The sequence below is a fragment of the Bradyrhizobium sp. AZCC 2289 genome (genome assembly GCF_036924615.1).
Taxonomy (GTDB): domain Bacteria; phylum Pseudomonadota; class Alphaproteobacteria; order Rhizobiales; family Xanthobacteraceae; genus Bradyrhizobium.
This window is the reverse complement of the sequence record NZ_JAZHRY010000001.1, coordinates 7,080,928-7,097,559: the sequence shown is the minus strand read 5'-3', so window position 1 is coordinate 7,097,559 and position 16,632 is coordinate 7,080,928. Positions and strand designations below refer to the sequence as shown.

At 60.5% G+C, this 16,632-nt stretch carries 13 protein-coding genes and 1 pseudogene; 11 read left to right on the top strand and 3 right to left on the bottom strand.

The genetic code is table 11. The annotated features are described in order from the left end of the window. Nucleotides 1-66 precede the first annotated feature (66 nt). Nucleotides 67-165: pseudogene (locus tag V1289_RS33720) on the bottom strand (homocysteine S-methyltransferase family protein); the annotation flags it as partial. Nucleotides 166-261: 96 nt separating this feature from the next. On the opposite strand from V1289_RS33720, the gene V1289_RS33715 reads away from it, so the two are divergent. From V1289_RS33715 to V1289_RS33685, 6 genes are all read left to right on the top strand, one after another. Further along, nucleotides 262-474, top strand: a complete 213-nt coding sequence (locus tag V1289_RS33715) for a hypothetical protein (protein ID WP_334407983.1) — start codon at nt 262-264, stop codon at nt 472-474. A gap of 186 nt (nt 475-660) precedes the next feature. Then, nucleotides 661-984: a hypothetical protein gene (locus tag V1289_RS33705; protein WP_334402534.1), complete on the top strand. Its 324-nt coding sequence runs from the start codon at nt 661-663 to the stop codon at nt 982-984. Between the two features lie 503 nt (nt 985-1,487). Then, nucleotides 1,488-2,030: an integrase core domain-containing protein gene (locus V1289_RS33700; RefSeq protein ID WP_334402532.1), complete on the top strand. Its 543-nt coding sequence runs from the start codon at nt 1,488-1,490 to the stop codon at nt 2,028-2,030. A gap of 236 nt (nt 2,031-2,266) precedes the next feature. Further along, the gene (locus V1289_RS33695) at nt 2,267-3,232 is read left to right on the top strand and encodes a tetratricopeptide repeat protein (protein WP_334402529.1); all 966 of its coding nucleotides are present in this window, start codon (nt 2,267-2,269) and stop codon (nt 3,230-3,232) included. A gap of 236 nt (nt 3,233-3,468) precedes the next feature. Beyond that, complete coding sequence (locus V1289_RS33690; RefSeq protein ID WP_334402527.1) at nt 3,469-5,361, top strand: acyltransferase family protein; 1,893 nt, start codon at nt 3,469-3,471, stop codon at nt 5,359-5,361. Nucleotides 5,362-5,633: 272 nt separating this feature from the next. Then, nucleotides 5,634-7,229, top strand: coding sequence for a tetratricopeptide repeat protein (locus V1289_RS33685; RefSeq protein WP_334402525.1), 1,596 nt, complete (start codon nt 5,634-5,636; stop codon nt 7,227-7,229). Nucleotides 7,230-7,358: 129 nt separating this feature from the next. On the opposite strand, the gene V1289_RS33680 is transcribed toward V1289_RS33685, so the two are convergent. Next, nucleotides 7,359-8,669, bottom strand: a complete 1,311-nt coding sequence (locus V1289_RS33680; RefSeq protein ID WP_334402523.1) for a hypothetical protein — start codon at nt 8,667-8,669, stop codon at nt 7,359-7,361. Between the two features lie 400 nt (nt 8,670-9,069). Between V1289_RS33680 and V1289_RS33675 the strand changes: the two genes are divergently transcribed. From V1289_RS33675 to V1289_RS33660, 4 genes are all read left to right on the top strand, one after another. Beyond that, complete coding sequence (locus V1289_RS33675; RefSeq protein ID WP_334402521.1) at nt 9,070-10,803, top strand: tannase/feruloyl esterase family alpha/beta hydrolase; 1,734 nt, start codon at nt 9,070-9,072, stop codon at nt 10,801-10,803. A gap of 236 nt (nt 10,804-11,039) precedes the next feature. Next, nucleotides 11,040-11,798, top strand: a complete 759-nt coding sequence (locus V1289_RS33670) for an SDR family NAD(P)-dependent oxidoreductase (protein ID WP_334402519.1) — start codon at nt 11,040-11,042, stop codon at nt 11,796-11,798. A gap of 30 nt (nt 11,799-11,828) precedes the next feature. Continuing rightward, on the top strand, nt 11,829-13,085 hold the full coding sequence (locus tag V1289_RS33665; RefSeq protein WP_334402517.1) for an NAD(P)/FAD-dependent oxidoreductase: 1,257 nt from the start codon (nt 11,829-11,831) through the stop codon (nt 13,083-13,085). Nucleotides 13,086-13,131: 46 nt separating this feature from the next. Then, nucleotides 13,132-13,800, top strand: coding sequence for an amino acid ABC transporter permease (locus tag V1289_RS33660; RefSeq protein WP_334402515.1), 669 nt, complete (start codon nt 13,132-13,134; stop codon nt 13,798-13,800). Between the two features lie 186 nt (nt 13,801-13,986). Here V1289_RS33660 and V1289_RS33655 read toward each other — a convergent pair whose 3' ends face one another. Continuing rightward, nucleotides 13,987-14,865: a transporter substrate-binding domain-containing protein gene (locus V1289_RS33655; RefSeq protein ID WP_334402513.1), complete on the bottom strand. Its 879-nt coding sequence runs from the start codon at nt 14,863-14,865 to the stop codon at nt 13,987-13,989. A gap of 276 nt (nt 14,866-15,141) precedes the next feature. Here V1289_RS33655 and V1289_RS33650 point away from each other — a divergent pair, with 276 nt between their 5' ends. Continuing rightward, nucleotides 15,142-16,581 carry a hypothetical protein gene (locus V1289_RS33650; RefSeq protein WP_334402511.1) on the top strand — a complete coding sequence of 480 codons (1,440 nt, stop codon included), beginning with the start codon at nt 15,142-15,144 and terminating at the stop codon, nt 16,579-16,581. Nucleotides 16,582-16,632 lie beyond the last annotated feature (51 nt).

Sequence of the window (16,632 nt, the reverse complement as noted above, 5' to 3'; positions counted from 1 at the left end):
AACGGACACCAACAGACCGGCCCGTTTGGTCCGGTTGGTGCCATTGAACGGAAGTGGCCACAACCTTCATGTGCATGCATTACAGATGGCCACGATGTGTCGATGATCGGTCCCGCAGCATCCGCCAAGAACCGATAGTAGGGGCAGGCGCCTACGCAATTCCCGTTACAGTTGACCGAGTTCTTGCGGGTTGCCCGCTCGAGTTCTTATTTGAATCCCAAGCTATACCAGAGACGCAGCTAACCAGCTTAGGTGCGGACAATGATGAAATATCGAGACATCGAATATACGGTCGTTCAAGGCATCGGGCGGCACTTGTGGAAATGGTCCGCGTCGGTTGCTGACGTGGTGATCACGGGCCAAGCGCACAGTAAATCGGCGGCAGTGGTCGAAGCCGAGAAAGCGATTGACCGGGCACTCGCTCTAAAAACGGTGCGACTTGTGCCACCCAAGGGGGAAACGAATATGCCTTAGCCGTTTGCTATTCACCCCTGAATGGCAAGCCGCGATTGAGGGCCTGATGCTGGTCGCGGAATTGGGAGGGCCAACGATGTTTGCGCGAATTGGCGTCATGAGAGCCTTGAACCGCCGCGTTGAACGTGTGTTCGACTCGTCGCGGAAGGACAAGCATTGGGGACGCCGGAAGCTGCCGCGGGATCAATGACGAAAGCAGGCGGCCATCGAGGCATCGACCCCGACGGCGTTGCCGAAACCGAGGCCGATCATTTCGGCAATTGCCCGATCTGCGGAGCGTTGCTCGACATGCGCGACCTGACTCAAGTGCTGGCGCATGTTCACGACGCCGAGATTGAGATCGGCGAAGGTCCGGAGCCGCGCGGGACGGTCCGCTTTTATGACAAGGGGGGCGTTAGCCGGTCCGACGCTTGTCGGCCTGTGGCGCTTCCGGCGGTGCGTTCAACTGAACTCCGGCCCTCAGCACTTGTTGCTGATAGGTGTGTGTACCGAAAACCTTATCCGAGTTGATGACGTATTGGAATCGCCTAAGCTGGTGGAATGATCGGGCTGTTCTGTTTCGCTCTGACCGTGCTGGCCTCGCCGTTCAAGTCGAAGTTACGGCTTGAAGCTGAGAACGCGGTACTTCGACATCAGTTAATGGTCTTGACGCGGAGGCTCCATGGTCGCGTCCGGCTTACGAACAATGATCGCTGGTTCTTTATCCAGCTCTACCGCTGGGTTCCGTCGATCCTGCAGGTCCTCACGATCATCCGACCCGAGACGCTCGTGCGTTGGCATCGGGCCGGCTTTCGCTGCTACTGGCGTTGGAAGTCGCGTCCACAGGGAGGGCGACCGCGGATCGACACGGAGTTGCGCGGATTGATCCGGCGGATGAGCATGGAAAATCCGCTTTGGGGCGCGCCACGCATCCACGGCGAACTGCTCAAGCTCGGGTTTGAGATCGCACAGTCGAGCGTCGCCAAGTACATGGTCAAACGACGGGGCCACCCAGCCAGGAATGGCGAACCTTCTTGCGGAACCACGCGCCGGACATTGCCGCCATCGACCTGTTCGTCGTTCCAACTATCGGTTTCGACCTGCTCTATGCCTTCGTCATTGTCCGGCTCGGCCGCAGAGACCTCGTCTGGATCAACGTCACAGCAAATCCGACGGCAGAATGGGTTGCACGTCAGATAACGGAGGCGTTTCCTTGGGATGTGGCTCCGAGCTACCTCATCCGCGATCGGGACCGGATCTATGGCAGCGTCGTCACGCGCCGATTGCGCGCCATGGGCATCCGGGACAAGCCTACCGCACCAGCCTCGCCGTGGCAGAACGGCTTTGCCGAACGGCTGATCGGATCGATCCGGCGCGAGTGTTTGGACCACATCATTGTCCTAGGCGAGACACATCTGCGCCGGATCCTGAAATCTTATGCGGACTATTACAACCGCGTCAGAACTCATCGATCCTTGAACAAGGATGCACCAGTGTCTCGCCCGGTTCAGCGAACCGGTGTGATCAGTTCACGCGCCGTCCTTGGCGGACTTCATCACCGCTACGCCCGTGTTTAAGTTTTCGGTACACACACCGGAAGTGAGCGCCGCGCGGTCAAAGTGACGCGATTGACCCAACTGCGACATGACGTGCTCTTGGTCTTTGGTGTCCCTTATCAGCCTCGATGGCTGATCGGGCATGAGTGTGGCCGGACCATTTCACCAGCAGATACGGAGCCGTCCTCAAGTAACTGTAGCGGCTTCGGGCTGTTGCGATATGATTTACGCAAGTGGTTATCCAAGAGGACCTCTATATGACGTCAATTCTGCGGGGCACCCTGGCGGCTCTGGCCTTCACATCGACAGTTTGGTTAGCGGCGACGCACGCCGCGGCCGACGATGGCGATACGTGTGTGAAGGAATCTGGCGACCAAGCAATAGCCGCGTGCACACGTGCTATTAATTCCGGTCGATATAGCGGCCGTCAGCTTGCCGCCATTTTTAACAATCGTTGCATCGAGTGGAACGTAAAGCAAGAAAGCGACAAGGGCATTGAAGATTGTAGCCAGGCGATCCGGCTTTATCCGAACTACGCAAATGCGTTCTTCAACCGCGGCATTGCCTATAAAGCTAAAGTCCAATATGACCGCGCCATCGAGGATTTCGATCAAGCGATCCGACTTAACTCGAACCACGCATTGGCGTTCTTCCGTCGCGGGAACGTCTATCATGCCAAAGGCGAAAACGACCGCGCGATCGAGGATTATGATCAAACGATCCGGATTAATCCGAACTACGCAATAGCGTTCTACAACCGCGGCACCGCCTATCAAGCTAAAGGCCAATACGACCGCGCCATCGAGGATTATGACCAGGCAATCCGGCTTAATTCGAGCGACGCAGATGCGTTCTATAACCGCGGCAATGCGTATAATGCTAATGGCCAACACGACCGCGCCATCGAGGATTATGATCAAGCGATCCGGATTAATCCGAACTACGCAATAGCGTTCTATACCCGCGGCATATCATTGGTACGGAAAAACGATCTGCAACGCGCATTGGCGGATTTCAAGAAGTTCTCCGAATTGGGCCCGTCCGATCCGGACGGTCCAAAGGCAATTGAGCGCGTCACAAAGGCTTTGAGCGGTCGGTCACAGCTGTGTTTTCGATGCGCCATCGACCAATCGACAGTCTACAACATCGAACGACCTGATGTCGCAGTTTGGCACGAAACGGACCAGCCCGGCCGGTTAGATGATGTTCGTTGTTCGGGGTAGACCGGAAGTGATCAGCAGAGGATCAAAACGGCGCTCTTGACGCGAAAGAGACATCAACAGCGGAAGCATGATCACTGCCTCGACGCTCGCTATCGTCGTCTGCGCCACGAATCATTGGGTTGGCTCCCAGTTGTCGCATTGTTACCAGTTCGGCCGAACCCACCATCCTAGTTTCTAGACGCGGGGTTTTGGTGGTAATGGCAGCAGCGCAGCAAGTAAGCTAGGGGAATACAACATTGCCAATCGCTCGGCCGGGACACCAAGACGAGACAGGTGCTTATCGCCCGGACATCGATGGACTGCGAGCTATCTCCATTCTGCTGGTGGTCGGATATCACGCTCAGCCCTGGCTGGTCCCTGGCGGATTTATCGGGGTTGATATTTTTTTCGTTATTTCCGGCTTCCTGATCACTCGCATCATTATTTCGCAGGTCAAAACCAATACCTTTTCGTCCATGGAATTCTACTCTCGCCGGATTCGGCGGATATTTCCGGCGCTCATCGTCGTTTTGGCCGTTACTTACCTGATCGGCTGGATTGTTCTTCTACCCGACGGCTTTTCTATGCTTGGGAAGAGCATTGCCGCCGGCGTCGCGTTTGTATCCAATCTGTTTCAACTCAGCCAGGTCGGCTATTTTGCGCCGGACGCGACCGAAAATCCCCTCCTGCACCTTTGGTCGTTAGGTATCGAGGAACAGTTTTACATTTTCTGGCCACCAGCTCTCTTGATCTTGTTCGGATCGAAGCGACACCGAATTTGGATGGCAGCCATCGCTGCTGCGTCGTTTGGCGTCAGCCTGATGATCTTTTTCGGCTACAAAGATTGGTCCTTTTACTCGCCGATATCGAGAGCGTGGGAGTTGTTGGCCGGCGGCATTGTCGCCAGTGACTACACCGACGCTTGGGAACGCAAAAAACGATGCTTTGCGCAACTTGAGAACCTGCTGGCAATGCTCGGCATTGTAGCAATTATCTTCGCTGCGATAACGCTCAACAAGGAAAGTTTATTTCCGGGCCTTTATGCGCTGCTGCCGGTGCTTGGCGCGGTGCTGATTATTCTCTCGCCAACTTCCTTGGTGAACAGGACTTTTCTATCGAACCCACAGATGATCCTGATCGGACTAATCAGCTATCCGCTATATCTCTGGCACTGGCCGCTATTGTCTTATCTCGGGATTGTGCGGAACGGAGTTCCAAACGTCATCGAGATTTGGGCCGTCGTTCTCATTGCGGTTGTCCTGTCGTGGCTAACATTTCGTTTTGTCGAAATTCCACTCCGCCAGCAGAAAAATACGGCGCCGAAATTAGCTTTCGGATTGGTCACGGTCGGCGTCGTGGGGATCGTGACTGCCATTGCAGCTGGCTTTGCATTTCGTTTTCCCTTGGAAATTCGCGATATCGCGCAGCTTGCGCCGCACAACAATGCCGGATTCCGCGACATGTGCTTCTTGGACGTACCAGGATCTGAATTTAACTCGAGCTGCATCGAGCGGGGCGATAAGCCCCTCGTGCTTCTATGGGGGGATTCCACCGCAGCAGCACTTTACCCGGGATTGAAGAATGCTCAGGTAACCGTTCCGTTTCGCTTGGCTCGCTTCACGGCCTCAGGTTGCGCGCCGATCCTGGCGGCCGGATCGAATGCCAGGTGTGATTCGGCCAATGACATCGTGTTTGGTCTTATAAGATCATCACATCCCGAGATCGTGCTACTGCACGCGTGGTGGGATGGCGTTAAGGACCTCGAGAAACTCCGGCAAACAATCGGGCAGCTAAAGGCTCTCAATATTAGACGAATCGTCATTTTGGGGCCGGTACCGGTTTGGAAGCGCACACTTCCTCATTCGCTGGTGAATTTCTACCGATTGCGGCACGCAATCGCCGACAGAATAACGGCAGGTATGTCCGGACCCCAGGACGATGAACGAATGGAAGCATTCAGCAAGTCCGCCGGGGCGGAATACATTTCGGCATGGCACACGCTGTGCAACTCGGAAGGGTGTATGACGCGCTTGGGGCCGTCGGCAAGTGAGGTAATAACTACCGATAACGTGCATCTATCGGACGCCGGTTCAAACTTCCTGATCGAACGCATAAGGAGAAGTCTCTTTCCCTACCCTGATTTTAATTGAGTGCTATGAATGTAAGTGCTGCCGATCCCATTGCTGAGACTGCGATGTCGCCCATTGGCACCTTTGAGACATGCCGACGGACCCTGAAGATGTCTGTTTATCGGGGTAGACCGGAAGCGGCCGGCCGACTGCCAAAACGGCGCTTTTGACCCAAACGGGACAGCGGCCATGGATCGGCCGACCAGCCGAAAAAGCGCTCCTGCCCTTCGACACCCGCCCCGGTAACAGATATTATTCTTCAGCGTGAATTTGGCTCAGGTGGAGAACTCATCATGAAACAGCGCACGGTCATCGCCAGCGTCGCCGCACTTCTGTTCACGACTGCCGCCGCACTTTGCCATGATGAACACGAGGGCCACGGCGCGCATAGCCAGGTCGGCAACGTCAATTTTTCGAATTCGTGCGCCCCCGCCGTACAGGCGGACCTGGCGCGCGGCGTCGCCATGCTGCACTCGTTCTGGTTCAGCGCGGGCGAGCAGGTATTCCGCGATGTGCTGGCGAAGGATCCCGCTTGCGCGATCGCGTATTGGGGCATCGCTTCACTGCTGATGGTGAATCCGCTGGGCGGAGTCGGTCCGCTGCCGAAGGACGCGGAAAAGGCACAAGCGATGATCGATCTCGCGCGCCAGATACAAACCACGGCGCGCGAGCGCGATTACATCGAAGCTGTTGGCGCCTACTATCAGGATTGGGCCAACCGCCCCGAGCGCGCCCGCCAGGAGACCCGCTCAAGGGCTTACGAAGCGCTGGCGGCCCGCTACCCGGATGATGACGAAGCCCAGATATTCAGCGCGCTCTATATTGCGGGCACGCAATCGCAAGCCGACCAGACCTACGCGGCTTACGCCCGGGCCGCAGCGATCCTGGAGCAACAATTTGCCAAACATCCCGATCACCCCGGGGTCGCGCACTATCTCATCCATTCATACGACGCTCCCCCGCTCGCCGCCCGGGGCCTCGCCGCCGCGCGGCTCTACGCCGGTATTGCGCCTGACGCGCCGCATGCGTTGCACATGCCGTCGCATATCTTCACGCGGGTGGGCGCCTGGGAAGACTCGGCATCGACCAACCGGCGCTCCTTTGAGGTGGCGATCAGGGGCGGCGAGTTGCCCGAAGCCTATCATGCCAGCGATTACGCGGTTTATGCGGACCTGCAACTGGCACGCGATGCGGCTGCACTCGGCGCCATGGCGGACGCATTCAAGGTCAAGGCGTCTCCGTCACAGGGCGCTGTGGCCTACGCCTCGGCCGCGATGCCGGCCCGCTATGCGCTGGAGCGCGGCGACTGGCTCGCGGCGAAGCAACTGTCACCCGTGGCGAGCGGTCTTGCCTACACGGAAGCGATCACGTTGTTTGCCCGCGCGATCGGCGCCGCCCGCTCCGACGATGCGGCCGCTGCCGAACAAGCGGCTTCCGATCTTGCCGTCCGGCATCAGAAACTCGCCGATGCCGGGAATATTTACTGGGCAAGGGAAGTGGAAGTTCAGCAGCGCGCGGTTGCGGGCTGGATCGCGTTCGCCCACAAGAATGTTGACGACGCCCTGAAACTGATGCGCGAAGCCGCCGATCTCGAAGACAGGAACGAAAAACACATCGTCACGCCCGGCCGTATCCTGCCTGCCCGCGAATTGCTTGGTGATATGCTGTACGAGACCGGCCAGCCGGTTCTCGCGCTCAGAGAGTATGAAGCATCGCAGCAGCGCGAGCCGAACCGCTTCCGCGGATGCTATGGGGCCGCGCGCGCCGCAGAGGCCGCGGGCGATCGTGATAAGGCTGTTATGTATTACGGCAAGCTGCTCACGCTCGCAAAAAACGCCGATACCGAGCGTCCAGAGCTGGCACACGCAAGAGCCTATGCCGGGCGGTGAAACGAGTGCGACCGTCTGGCGTAATAACCGTCAGCTTTACCCCAAACCGGCATTCGCCTTGGCGCGCAAGGCGCGTTAGCCCGGCAAGAGGTCGCGGGAGTTGACCCGCGACCTCTTCACCGGCTCAGCCTATCTTTCGGCTCTTTCGTCCATGCGCGCCCCTGTCCCGTAGACTGCGATGCATCCGGTCAGGCAGTTGGGAAACGCATTATTTGCACCAAGCGGAACGAACACATGGTTGTTTTCGGCATTGGCGGCAACCGAATGGGCCGTGCTCGCCGCATGAAGCAGCGGACCTGTGGTTACCGCAGGCACGTTGAAGGTGGGAACCAGTTGCTTAACGGTCTTATCGCGCGCATCGATGACGCCGAGGATCGCGGCTCCCTGAGCGGTCAGGGGTGTTGCGGCGATGACCTCGGTCGGACGCAACGGGCTGGTCGAGGACGCGGTGTAGTAATTTCCGTCACCCTTGTTGAACCATACCTCGTCGCCAACACCGACGCCGGGCACCATCTTGTCGATTGTACCCGTCCTGGCGTCGAGAATTACCTGAATCGGCGCCGCGGTCACATTCTGCGTCGGATCCCAGGCATTGCCCGCGGTGTCAAAAACCGTGTTGCAGCCGGCGAGCAGATCGACGTTGGGACCCACGGTCAGCCCTGCCGGCTGGCAGAACTGGATCGGATATTGCACTTCCACCGTGCCGGCAGTTGATATCCGGACGACGGCCCCATCCTTCAAATTCGGGCCGACCTGCGGGATCGACAGATAGAACTTGCCCGTCACCGGCTCCCACACCGGCTGTTCGGCGCCATTGGTCGCGTTGACCCCGGTATGCATCGTATCAAACGTTATTCGCTTTGCGACGGTGAGAGCACCGCTCACTTGGTTGACGTTGATGAGCGTCGCAAAGGGTGGCGTGTCGGCGTTGTTGACGACAAGCAGCAGTCCGTCGTTGGGATCATATGCCAGTTCGTCCGCGCGAAGGCCCGGCGCGCCGCCGGTGGAGACGTCGCTCACCGTATTGCCGGTGCGCAGATTGATCGTGACCACGCGGCTGTTGGCGTCGGTCACAAAGAGCCACGGAAACGCCGCAACGACTCCGTTGGGCCCGGAGGTGCCGTTGTTGCCGGTAAAGCCCTTGAACGCAGGCTTGGCGCTGATCTGGGAAATCAGTGTGTTGCTTCTTGCATCGACGACATCGACGACGGCATTGGAGCGGTCGGCAAGATAATATGTCTGCGTCGCCTGATCGACGAAGCTGATGTCGAACACATACATGTTGCCGCCAGTCGTGTTCGCGCTCGTTCCGGGGATGGGAACGGTCGTCAGCAAACGGACGGCCCCTCCCTCGCGCTCCATCGAGAATGCGTTGGTTGCAAGCGTCGCTGCGGCCAGCATGCCGACGGCGGTGCACAATAATGTTCGAGTTTTAAGCATTGCGTCGCTCCCTTGTTTTTTTTGGCGAGCCGGTGCTTTCGGCTCGCGAATATCATTGTCCGTTTTGGATAGTGTTTCAACCAGAGGTTATTTTCACGGCATTGGAACCTCGACGCCGGATCGTGGTTTACTCTGCCCTCCGCTTCTCACTCCGTCGCCGGCGGGTTTCGAGACAGGCCGACGGGCCGTGAGGATGTCCGCTTTGCAGTGCGAAGCTGACCCGGACCGAAACGACCGGCGATCGCAGTGCTCAGCCGTGACGGCTATCAAGAAGCAAATTCCACCTATCGGATGATCCGCAGGGCAAGGATCGACACGCTGGCGCGAGTTCATCCTTGAGTTGCGACATCGATCCGGTATCCGCCGGTCCCACAAAACGACAACAATCGGGGAGGACAGAATGATGCTTCATCGACCCAGTCTCATCGGCGCGGCTATGGCCTTGTTTGCCGGTGTAGCGATTGCCAGCACGCCAGCGATGGCGACGCCGTGCACCAATCTCCAATCCTTGCCACTGCAGCACACCACGATCAATTCGGCGACGGACAACACCACTGGGGTCTTCGTCGTCCCCGGTTCCAGCCCGCCGACCACGATCACCGGCCTTCCGGCGTTCTGCCGGGTCACCGCGACCCTGACCCCGAGTTCTGATTCCAGCATCAAGATCGAGGTCTGGCTGCCCGAAACCACATGGAACGGCCGATTCCTCGGCACCGGCGGCGGCGGCTTCCAGGGCGTGATCACCTACAACGAACTCGCCAGCGGCATCCAGGCCGGCTTTGCTTCGAGCAACAGCGATCTCGGTACAGGGTCCTCGGGATGCAGTCCGCTGTACTGCGGTTCGGACGGCAACATGGGCAACCCGCTGGCGATTGCGTTCGGCGATCCGGCGGCGCCGTCGACGGGGTTGTTTGGACATCCCGAGCGGATCAAGGATTTCGGCTACCGCGCCATCCACGGGATGACCGTGCGGGGCAAGGAGATCGCCAACGCGTTCTACGGGCAGAAGGCGCAAAAGGCCTATTTCGCCGGATGCTCCACCGGCGGCCAGAACGCGCTGATGGAGGCGCAGCGTTTCCCGAACGATTATGACGGCATCCTGGCGGGGGCGCCGGCGTTCAATCGCACGCACCTGCACATGGCAGGGCTTTTCGGGTGGCAGGACGCCCACGCGAGCCCGGGCCGGCTGATCCAGCCCGGCCAGATGACGCTGATCAACCAGGCCGTGCTCAAGCAGTGCGTCGGCCGCGACGGCGGCGCCAGCACCGACCAGTTCCTGACCGATCCGCGCGACTGTCATTTCGATCCCAAGGTGCTGCAGTGCACCGGCGGCCAGATACCCCCCGCATGCTTGACGCCCGACCAGGTCACGACCATGCAGAAATACTACGGCGGCGCGATCGACCCGGTGAACGGTCAGGTCATCAATCCGGGCCCCGCACGCGGCACCGAGACCGACAATGTGTTTGCGCTCGGCCTGGCGTTCCAGGAGCGACTTCCCGAGCCGGCCTTCGACGGCCTGTTCTATTGGGTGTTCGGCCCGAGCTTCGGTTATCCGGCGAGCGCGGTCAATTTCGCGAATTTTGACTTCCACCACGCCGTCGACACCGTCGATGACCAGCTTGCTGCGGTGCTGAACGCCAACAGCACCGATCTCGGCGAGTTCCGGGAGCATGGCGGCAAGCTCCTGATGTATCACGGCTGGGCCGACCCCCTGATCCCGTCGCAGAGCAGCATCAACTACTTCAACGCGCTGGTGGGGAACGACAGCCATGGATTCCAGCAGGCCAGCTTCGGAGCTGGCAACCCGGCCCTGCAGCGGACCCAGAGCTACGCCCGGCTGTTCATGGCGCCCGGGCTCTACCACTGTTCCGGCGGCCCTGGTCCCAACGCGTTCGACGCGCTTACACCGCTCGTCACCTGGGTCGAGACCGGCACGGCGCCGGAAACCATCATCGCCACCAAGTTCGTCGCCGATACGCCGCCCGCGGTTGCGATGACCCGGCCGCTCTGCGTCTACCCCAAGGTCGCAAAGTACAACGGCAGCGGCAGCACCAGCATCGCGGCGAATTTTACCTGCGTTGCCGACGAGAACGACTTCAACCAGACCCCGGCCCCCAAATACGGGCCGTGAGGCGTGCGACGCCGGCGGGCCGCGTGCTCGCCGGCGCTGCTCTTGCTCGGCGACGCATCGCCATTCAAAAAACCAGGCACCAGATCGTCCAACGGACGCGCGCGACCTCCGCGATCCGGGATGGCGGGAATTGACATCCTTCGTTGCGATGGCGCGCGGCGCCGCCTGCGATTGTTGGCATTCGCAATTGCGCCACCTATAGTTTGCCCGATCAGAGCATCGGGAACGGGGGTCCATTGCGCGTTTCAATCATCACCGGCGGCGGCTCCGGGATCGGAGCCGCGGTCGCGCGCCGGTTGGCCGCGAGCGATCAGTGTCTGATGTTGCATGGACAAGGGGCCGACGCGGCAGGGCTCGAACGATTGAAAGCGGTCGCCGCGGACTGCCGGCGTGCCGGCGCCAAAGTCGAATTCTGTACCGGTGACCTCGCAAGCGAAGGCACCACATCCGGGATCGTTCGCGCGGCGCGCGCCGCGTTCGGCGCCGTCGATGCGATCGTCCACGCCGCGGGCTTTGCCGACCGGCGCGGTTTCGCGCAGTTGCCGCGCGCGGGACTGGAGCGGGCATTCGCGGTCATGGCGTCGGCGTTTCACGAATTGACGGCCACAGCATTGCCGGACCTGACGCGGGGATCGCAGGGACGCGTCGTCGCCATCAGCAGTTTTGCCGCACATCGATTTACGCCCGATTCGACCTATCCGGCTTCCGGGGCGGCCAAAGCCGCCCTCGAGGTGCTGGTCCGCTGTCTCGCGATTGAACTCGCTCCCTCGGGCGCAACCGCCAATGTCGTCGCACCCGGCTATACGCGCAAGGATGCCGGGTTGTTCGGGGCGCTGGACGCGCAGGCCTGGCAATCGGCCGCCACGGCCAATCCGCAGCGAAGATTGGCCGCCCCCGACGAAGTGGCGGCAACGGTCGCCTTTCTGTTGTCGCCGGAGGCTGGACATGTGACGGGAGCCCTGTTGCCGGTCGATGGCGGCCTGACGCTTATGTAAATCTCTTCCGGTTTCCTTGAGGGTGGGTCGATGTCGAACAATTTCACGGGCAAGCAAGCGGATGTCGTCGTACTCGGCGCCGGCATCGTCGGCGTGTCCGCAGCCTATACCGCGCGGCAGCGCGGCCTGTCGGTCATCCTGGTCGACCGGCGCGAGCCAGGCAGCGAAACCTCCTATGGCAATGCCGGCATTCTCTCCAGCGGGTCGATATCGCCGCTCAACAATCCGTCGCTCTGGAGCGCGCTGCCGAAATATTTGACCAACCGGCACGCGGCGCTGCGCTGGAATCCGGGCTGGTCGATCCGGAACGCGGATTGGGTGATCCGGTTTCTGGCCAATGCGACAGCGTCGCGTCTCCGGCCGCGGGCCACCGCGCTGCACGGATTGATCGGCGCATCGTTGAAACTGCACCGGGAATGGATCGTGAAGGCGGAAGCGGCGCAGCGCATCCGCGAGACCGGCTGGCTGAAGGCATGGCGCAGCGACGCGGTTGGCGCGGCAAAGCAAGAGCAGGCCCTTCTGACCGAATATGGCATCGAAAGCCGGCTGCTCGACCGGCAGGCGATTTCCGCGCTCGAGCCCAGCATCCTGCCGGTCTACAAGGTCGGCCTCCTGCACACGCAGACCGCCTCCGTCGACTCGCCGGGCGCCGTGGTCAAGGCCTATGCGCGGATGTTTACGGGCTCCGGTGGCGAGATCCGTCAGTCGGAGATCAAGGCGATCGTGCCGGACGGCGAAGGCTGGCGCGTCGTGCTCGGCGACGGCGAAATTCGCGCGCGCGATGTCGTGGTGGCACTCGGACCCTGGTCGGCGGATCTGCTGCGCCCGCTTGGTTATCGCGTTCCGCTGGCCTATGAACGCGGCTACCATCGCGAGTTCAAGCCGAACCCGGCACGTTCATTGCAGCGTCCGATCCATGATGCCGAAGGCAGTTTTCTGATGTCGCCGATGGAGAACGGGATTCGCGTCACCTCAGGCGTCGAATTGACCGACCGCGATGCGCCCTCCTCGTTCGCCCAGCTCGATCAGGTGGTCCCGCTGGCGCGCGGCGTGGTCGAATTCGGCGAGGCGGTCGGCGATCCCTGGCGCGGGGCGCGGCCGACGCTGCCCGACAGCCTGCCGATGATCGGGCCGGCGCCGCGGCATGCCGGCCTGTGGCTCGCTTTCGGCAACCAGCACATCGGCTTTACAACCGGACCGGCGACAGGGACTGCGATCGCCGCCATGATCGGCGGAACCGCGCCACCATTCGATGCCACGCCGTTTGCCCCGAGCCGCTACCTCTGATGCCGACGAACGGCAAACAAGCGGGTTGCAGTCAGCGGGGCCCGGCATGAACTACGTTTGGGATTTCGCGATCCTCGGCAAATACAGCCATTTGTTCTGGCTCGGGCTCGGCTGGACCATTGCCTATACGATCGGCACCATCGTTCTCGGGACGTTGATTGGCCTGATCGTCGGCATCCTTCGGCTGCGGCGCTGGCCCGTGATCGATTGGCTGCTGCTCACCTATATCGAACTGTTCCGCTGCACGCCGCTGCTGGTTCAGATCATCTGGTTCTACTACGCGCTTCCGGTGGTGCTTGGGGTCAACATCCCGGCGCATGTCGCCGCCATCAGCGTGCTCTCGCTCTATGGCGGCGCCTTCTACGCCGAAATCGTCCGCGGCAGCATCGAGAGCATACACATCGGACAATGGGACGCGGCGCGGGCGCTGGGGCTGCGGGCACGGCACATCCTGAGGCTGGTGATCCTGCCGCAGGCAATGAAGCCGATGCTGGCGCCCTACGTCAACCAGTCGGTGACGCAGCTGAAGAACACGTCGCTGGTTTCAGTCATTGCGGTGCCTGATCTCGTTTACAACGCAACCCTGATCAACGCCGACACCTACCGGCCGCTGGAAGTGTATACGATCGTGGCCCTGATCTACTTTGCGATCCTGTTCCCCGCCACGCTTGTTGCACGGCGGCTCGAGCGTGGCCTGACCTACGACAAGGTGTGAGCGGCTCGAAGGCCGCGGCGGCGGCGCGCAGAATGCGGACCTCATCCTGAGGCGCGCTCTTGCGCGCGTCTCGAAGGATGGGCGCAACACACGGACTCGCGGCCATCCTTCGAGACGCGGCGAAGATGCCGCTCCCCAGGATGAGGTCGGAGATGGATTCACAGCGCCTCAGCGTTTCACAGTCTCTCAGATATTGAGTTCGACCGGCACGTCTTCCGGTTTCACGTTGCTCAGCGCCAGCCCCTTGATGAACCATTCGCGCATCTGCCCGATGCCGCGGTTGTAGTCGACCCACACCGAGAGGAAATCGCGCCAGCGCTTGTCCGGCTCGCGCCGGACCGCCATGCTGCTCGGTATCGCGACGGACGGGCTTTGCAGTATCTTGTAGGTGCCGAGATTCGGGTTCTTGGCGATCGCGGTCAGGCCCAGCACCAGCGCATTGACCACGCAATCGACCCGGCCCGACGACATTTCGAGCATAACCTCGTCGCGCGACTTCAGCGACTTGATGGTCGCATTGGGCGCGAAACGACGCGCCACCGCCTCGTTGGCGGAGCCGACGTCGACTGCAATATTGACCTCGGGCTTGTTGATGTCGGCCCAGGTTTTGGCGTCCAGCCCCTTCTTGAGCATGGCGCCGAACGGATGCGGAAATACAGTGGCGGTAAAATCCACCACCAGCGCCCGCTGCGGGGTCGGATTGAGGGCAAAGCCGAGGTCGATCTTGTTCGATTGCAGATCGAGGATCGAATTTCCGTAGGTCGACTCGGTGTATTCAAGTTTGACGTCGAGCAGCTTTGCGATGTCGTTGGCCATCTCGATCGAGAAGCCGGACCAGTTGCCGGTGGCGAGGTCCTTGTTGAAGTACGGCAATTCGCCCGGCAGCACCGCGATGCGCAGCACCTTGTTGGCGCGGATGCGATCGAGCGTGTTGTCCGCCGCGGTTTGTGCCGATGCCGGGCTTGCGACGGCGGCGGCGAGCGCTGCGCCGCTGCCGATCGCAAGCGCGTAGCGCAGCGCCTCGCGGCGATCTTCAGAAATCCTGCTGTCGTCCGATCTGGTCACGCGTGCCTCCTGCCCCAGTTCGGCCGAGCCTAGCGCGCGTGTCCGGAGCCAGCAATAGCATGAGAGTTGTCCCGGTCACCGGTCAGATCCAGCAGGCTGCGGCCCAGGATATCACGTACCGCGCTTGACCTGTGGAGTATAACCCGCAACAATCAAGGGAATCTGCAACAATGAAATTGCAATTTCAGAGCGAGTTCGGTGGGGCCGCCTTGAGCGATAATTGGCCTATCCCAGAGCATGCCGCCTAGCGGCGGCAGCTTGCCGCACAAGACGCCTATGGAAAAGTCAGCGAACGAAACCGTGATTGTCGTGCACGGCACCTGGGCGGCGCCGGACCCGGCTGAACGCAAATGGTACCAGCCCATTGATGAGCGGCCATGCGGCGAGCCGTTTATCGCCAGGCTTGACGCTGCATTACAGGCGCGCGGCTCTTCCGCCCGGTGCTGGGCACATTGCGGCCCGGGAAATCCTGCCTTCCATTGGTCCGGTGAGAACAACTGGATCGATCGCACGCTGGCGGCAGCCGCGCTGGCGGATTATGTGGCGAAGCTCCGGGGCGACGGCTGGCACTGTCACATCGTCGCGCATAGTCACGGCGGCAACGTTCTGGTCGAGGCGCTCCCGCATCTCGCGACGACGCTGGATTCCGAAAAGCCGCAGGGCAAGCTGGTAACCTTGGGCACGCCGTTCCTGGATACGATGTCGCCGATACTGCAGAGGGCCAAAACACGATTCAGGCTTCTGCAGCTGGTCTCGTGGATCGGTTTTGCGTCACTCATCGCGTTTGCGTCGTATGACGTTAGATCAAGCTGGAATGACCTTCGATGGAACGAACTGAATTTCGACGAGATCCTGTTCGGGCTTGCCGCGGTTTTTCTCCTTGCCATGATCTTCGGTCGCATGCGACGGCGCGGCCTCGACAATGCCAGCCAAACCAAACCGAAAGTGCTGGCCGTCGGCAGCCCCTACGACGAAGCCTGGCAAGTCCTTCATCATATCGGCGGCATGAATAACCCGATAGCGATCGACACGAATTTCTTCGTTTACCTGTTTTCGTCGGTGCGCTCGACTATTTCGCAAGGCAGGACCGTGGCCCGGATCCACGGCGCACGGTCGTTTCGCGACCTGGGAATCTTCGCCAAGCTGGCGTTGATTTCGATTTACCTGTTAAGCCTCGGTGCTGCTTTTATTGCTTTCCTGCTGCAAAGTTGGGTATCCGGCCTTTCAACGCCCTTTGCCCTGCTCCTGTTCTTGCTGGTATTGGCTTCCACTTCGTTCTTCGGAGAGACGTTCTTCTCGGCTTTCTGGTCGCCTTTTCGCTGGTGTCTCCGCCGCGGCGGGTCGCTGGCCAGCATCTTTCCCTCAATGGCGACTTACGGGGTGCGCGCTGCGGGTTGGCCGGTGCTCCTGAAGATGATCATGGGATTGGAAAGCTACCGGTTCAAAATTCCGGCAGTAGAGCAGCAGCCCGATTATGTCAGCTATGAAAACATGCCGAGCGGAGCGGAGCTGCGTGCCCTCGACAAGCGCAATGCCTGGATTGCGCGACATCTTGGGGACATTTCCCAGACATTCTCGAAGCTCGCGGTCACCGCGGCCGACATGACGTCGTTGCTGAAATCGGTTGAAAGGGACGAAACACTCGTCCATGCAGCCTACTACACCGACGAAGAGTGCATCGCGCGGATCGCGGACTGGATTGCCAGGGAAGCATAATCTGGCGGTGCCATCGTGACGACCGCTTCCGGCACCTCGCGGACGTCGGCA

Excerpts from the sequence above, each read along its gene's own strand:
- V1289_RS33715 (WP_334407983.1), top strand. The coding sequence starts at position 262 with ATGATGAAATATCGAGACATCGAATATACGGTCGTTCAAGGCATCGGG.
- V1289_RS33705 (WP_334402534.1), top strand. The coding sequence starts at position 661 with ATGACGAAAGCAGGCGGCCATCGAGGCATCGACCCCGACGGCGTTGCC.
- V1289_RS33695 (WP_334402529.1), top strand. The coding sequence starts at position 2,267 with ATGACGTCAATTCTGCGGGGCACCCTGGCGGCTCTGGCCTTCACATCG.
- V1289_RS33685 (WP_334402525.1), top strand. The coding sequence starts at position 5,634 with ATGAAACAGCGCACGGTCATCGCCAGCGTCGCCGCACTTCTGTTCACG.
- V1289_RS33680 (WP_334402523.1), bottom strand. The coding sequence starts at position 8,669 with ATGCTTAAAACTCGAACATTATTGTGCACCGCCGTCGGCATGCTGGCC.
- V1289_RS33675 (WP_334402521.1), top strand. The coding sequence starts at position 9,070 with ATGATGCTTCATCGACCCAGTCTCATCGGCGCGGCTATGGCCTTGTTT.
- V1289_RS33665 (WP_334402517.1), top strand. The coding sequence starts at position 11,829 with ATGTCGAACAATTTCACGGGCAAGCAAGCGGATGTCGTCGTACTCGGC.
- V1289_RS33660 (WP_334402515.1), top strand. The coding sequence starts at position 13,132 with ATGAACTACGTTTGGGATTTCGCGATCCTCGGCAAATACAGCCATTTG.
- V1289_RS33650 (WP_334402511.1), top strand. The coding sequence starts at position 15,142 with ATGGAAAAGTCAGCGAACGAAACCGTGATTGTCGTGCACGGCACCTGG.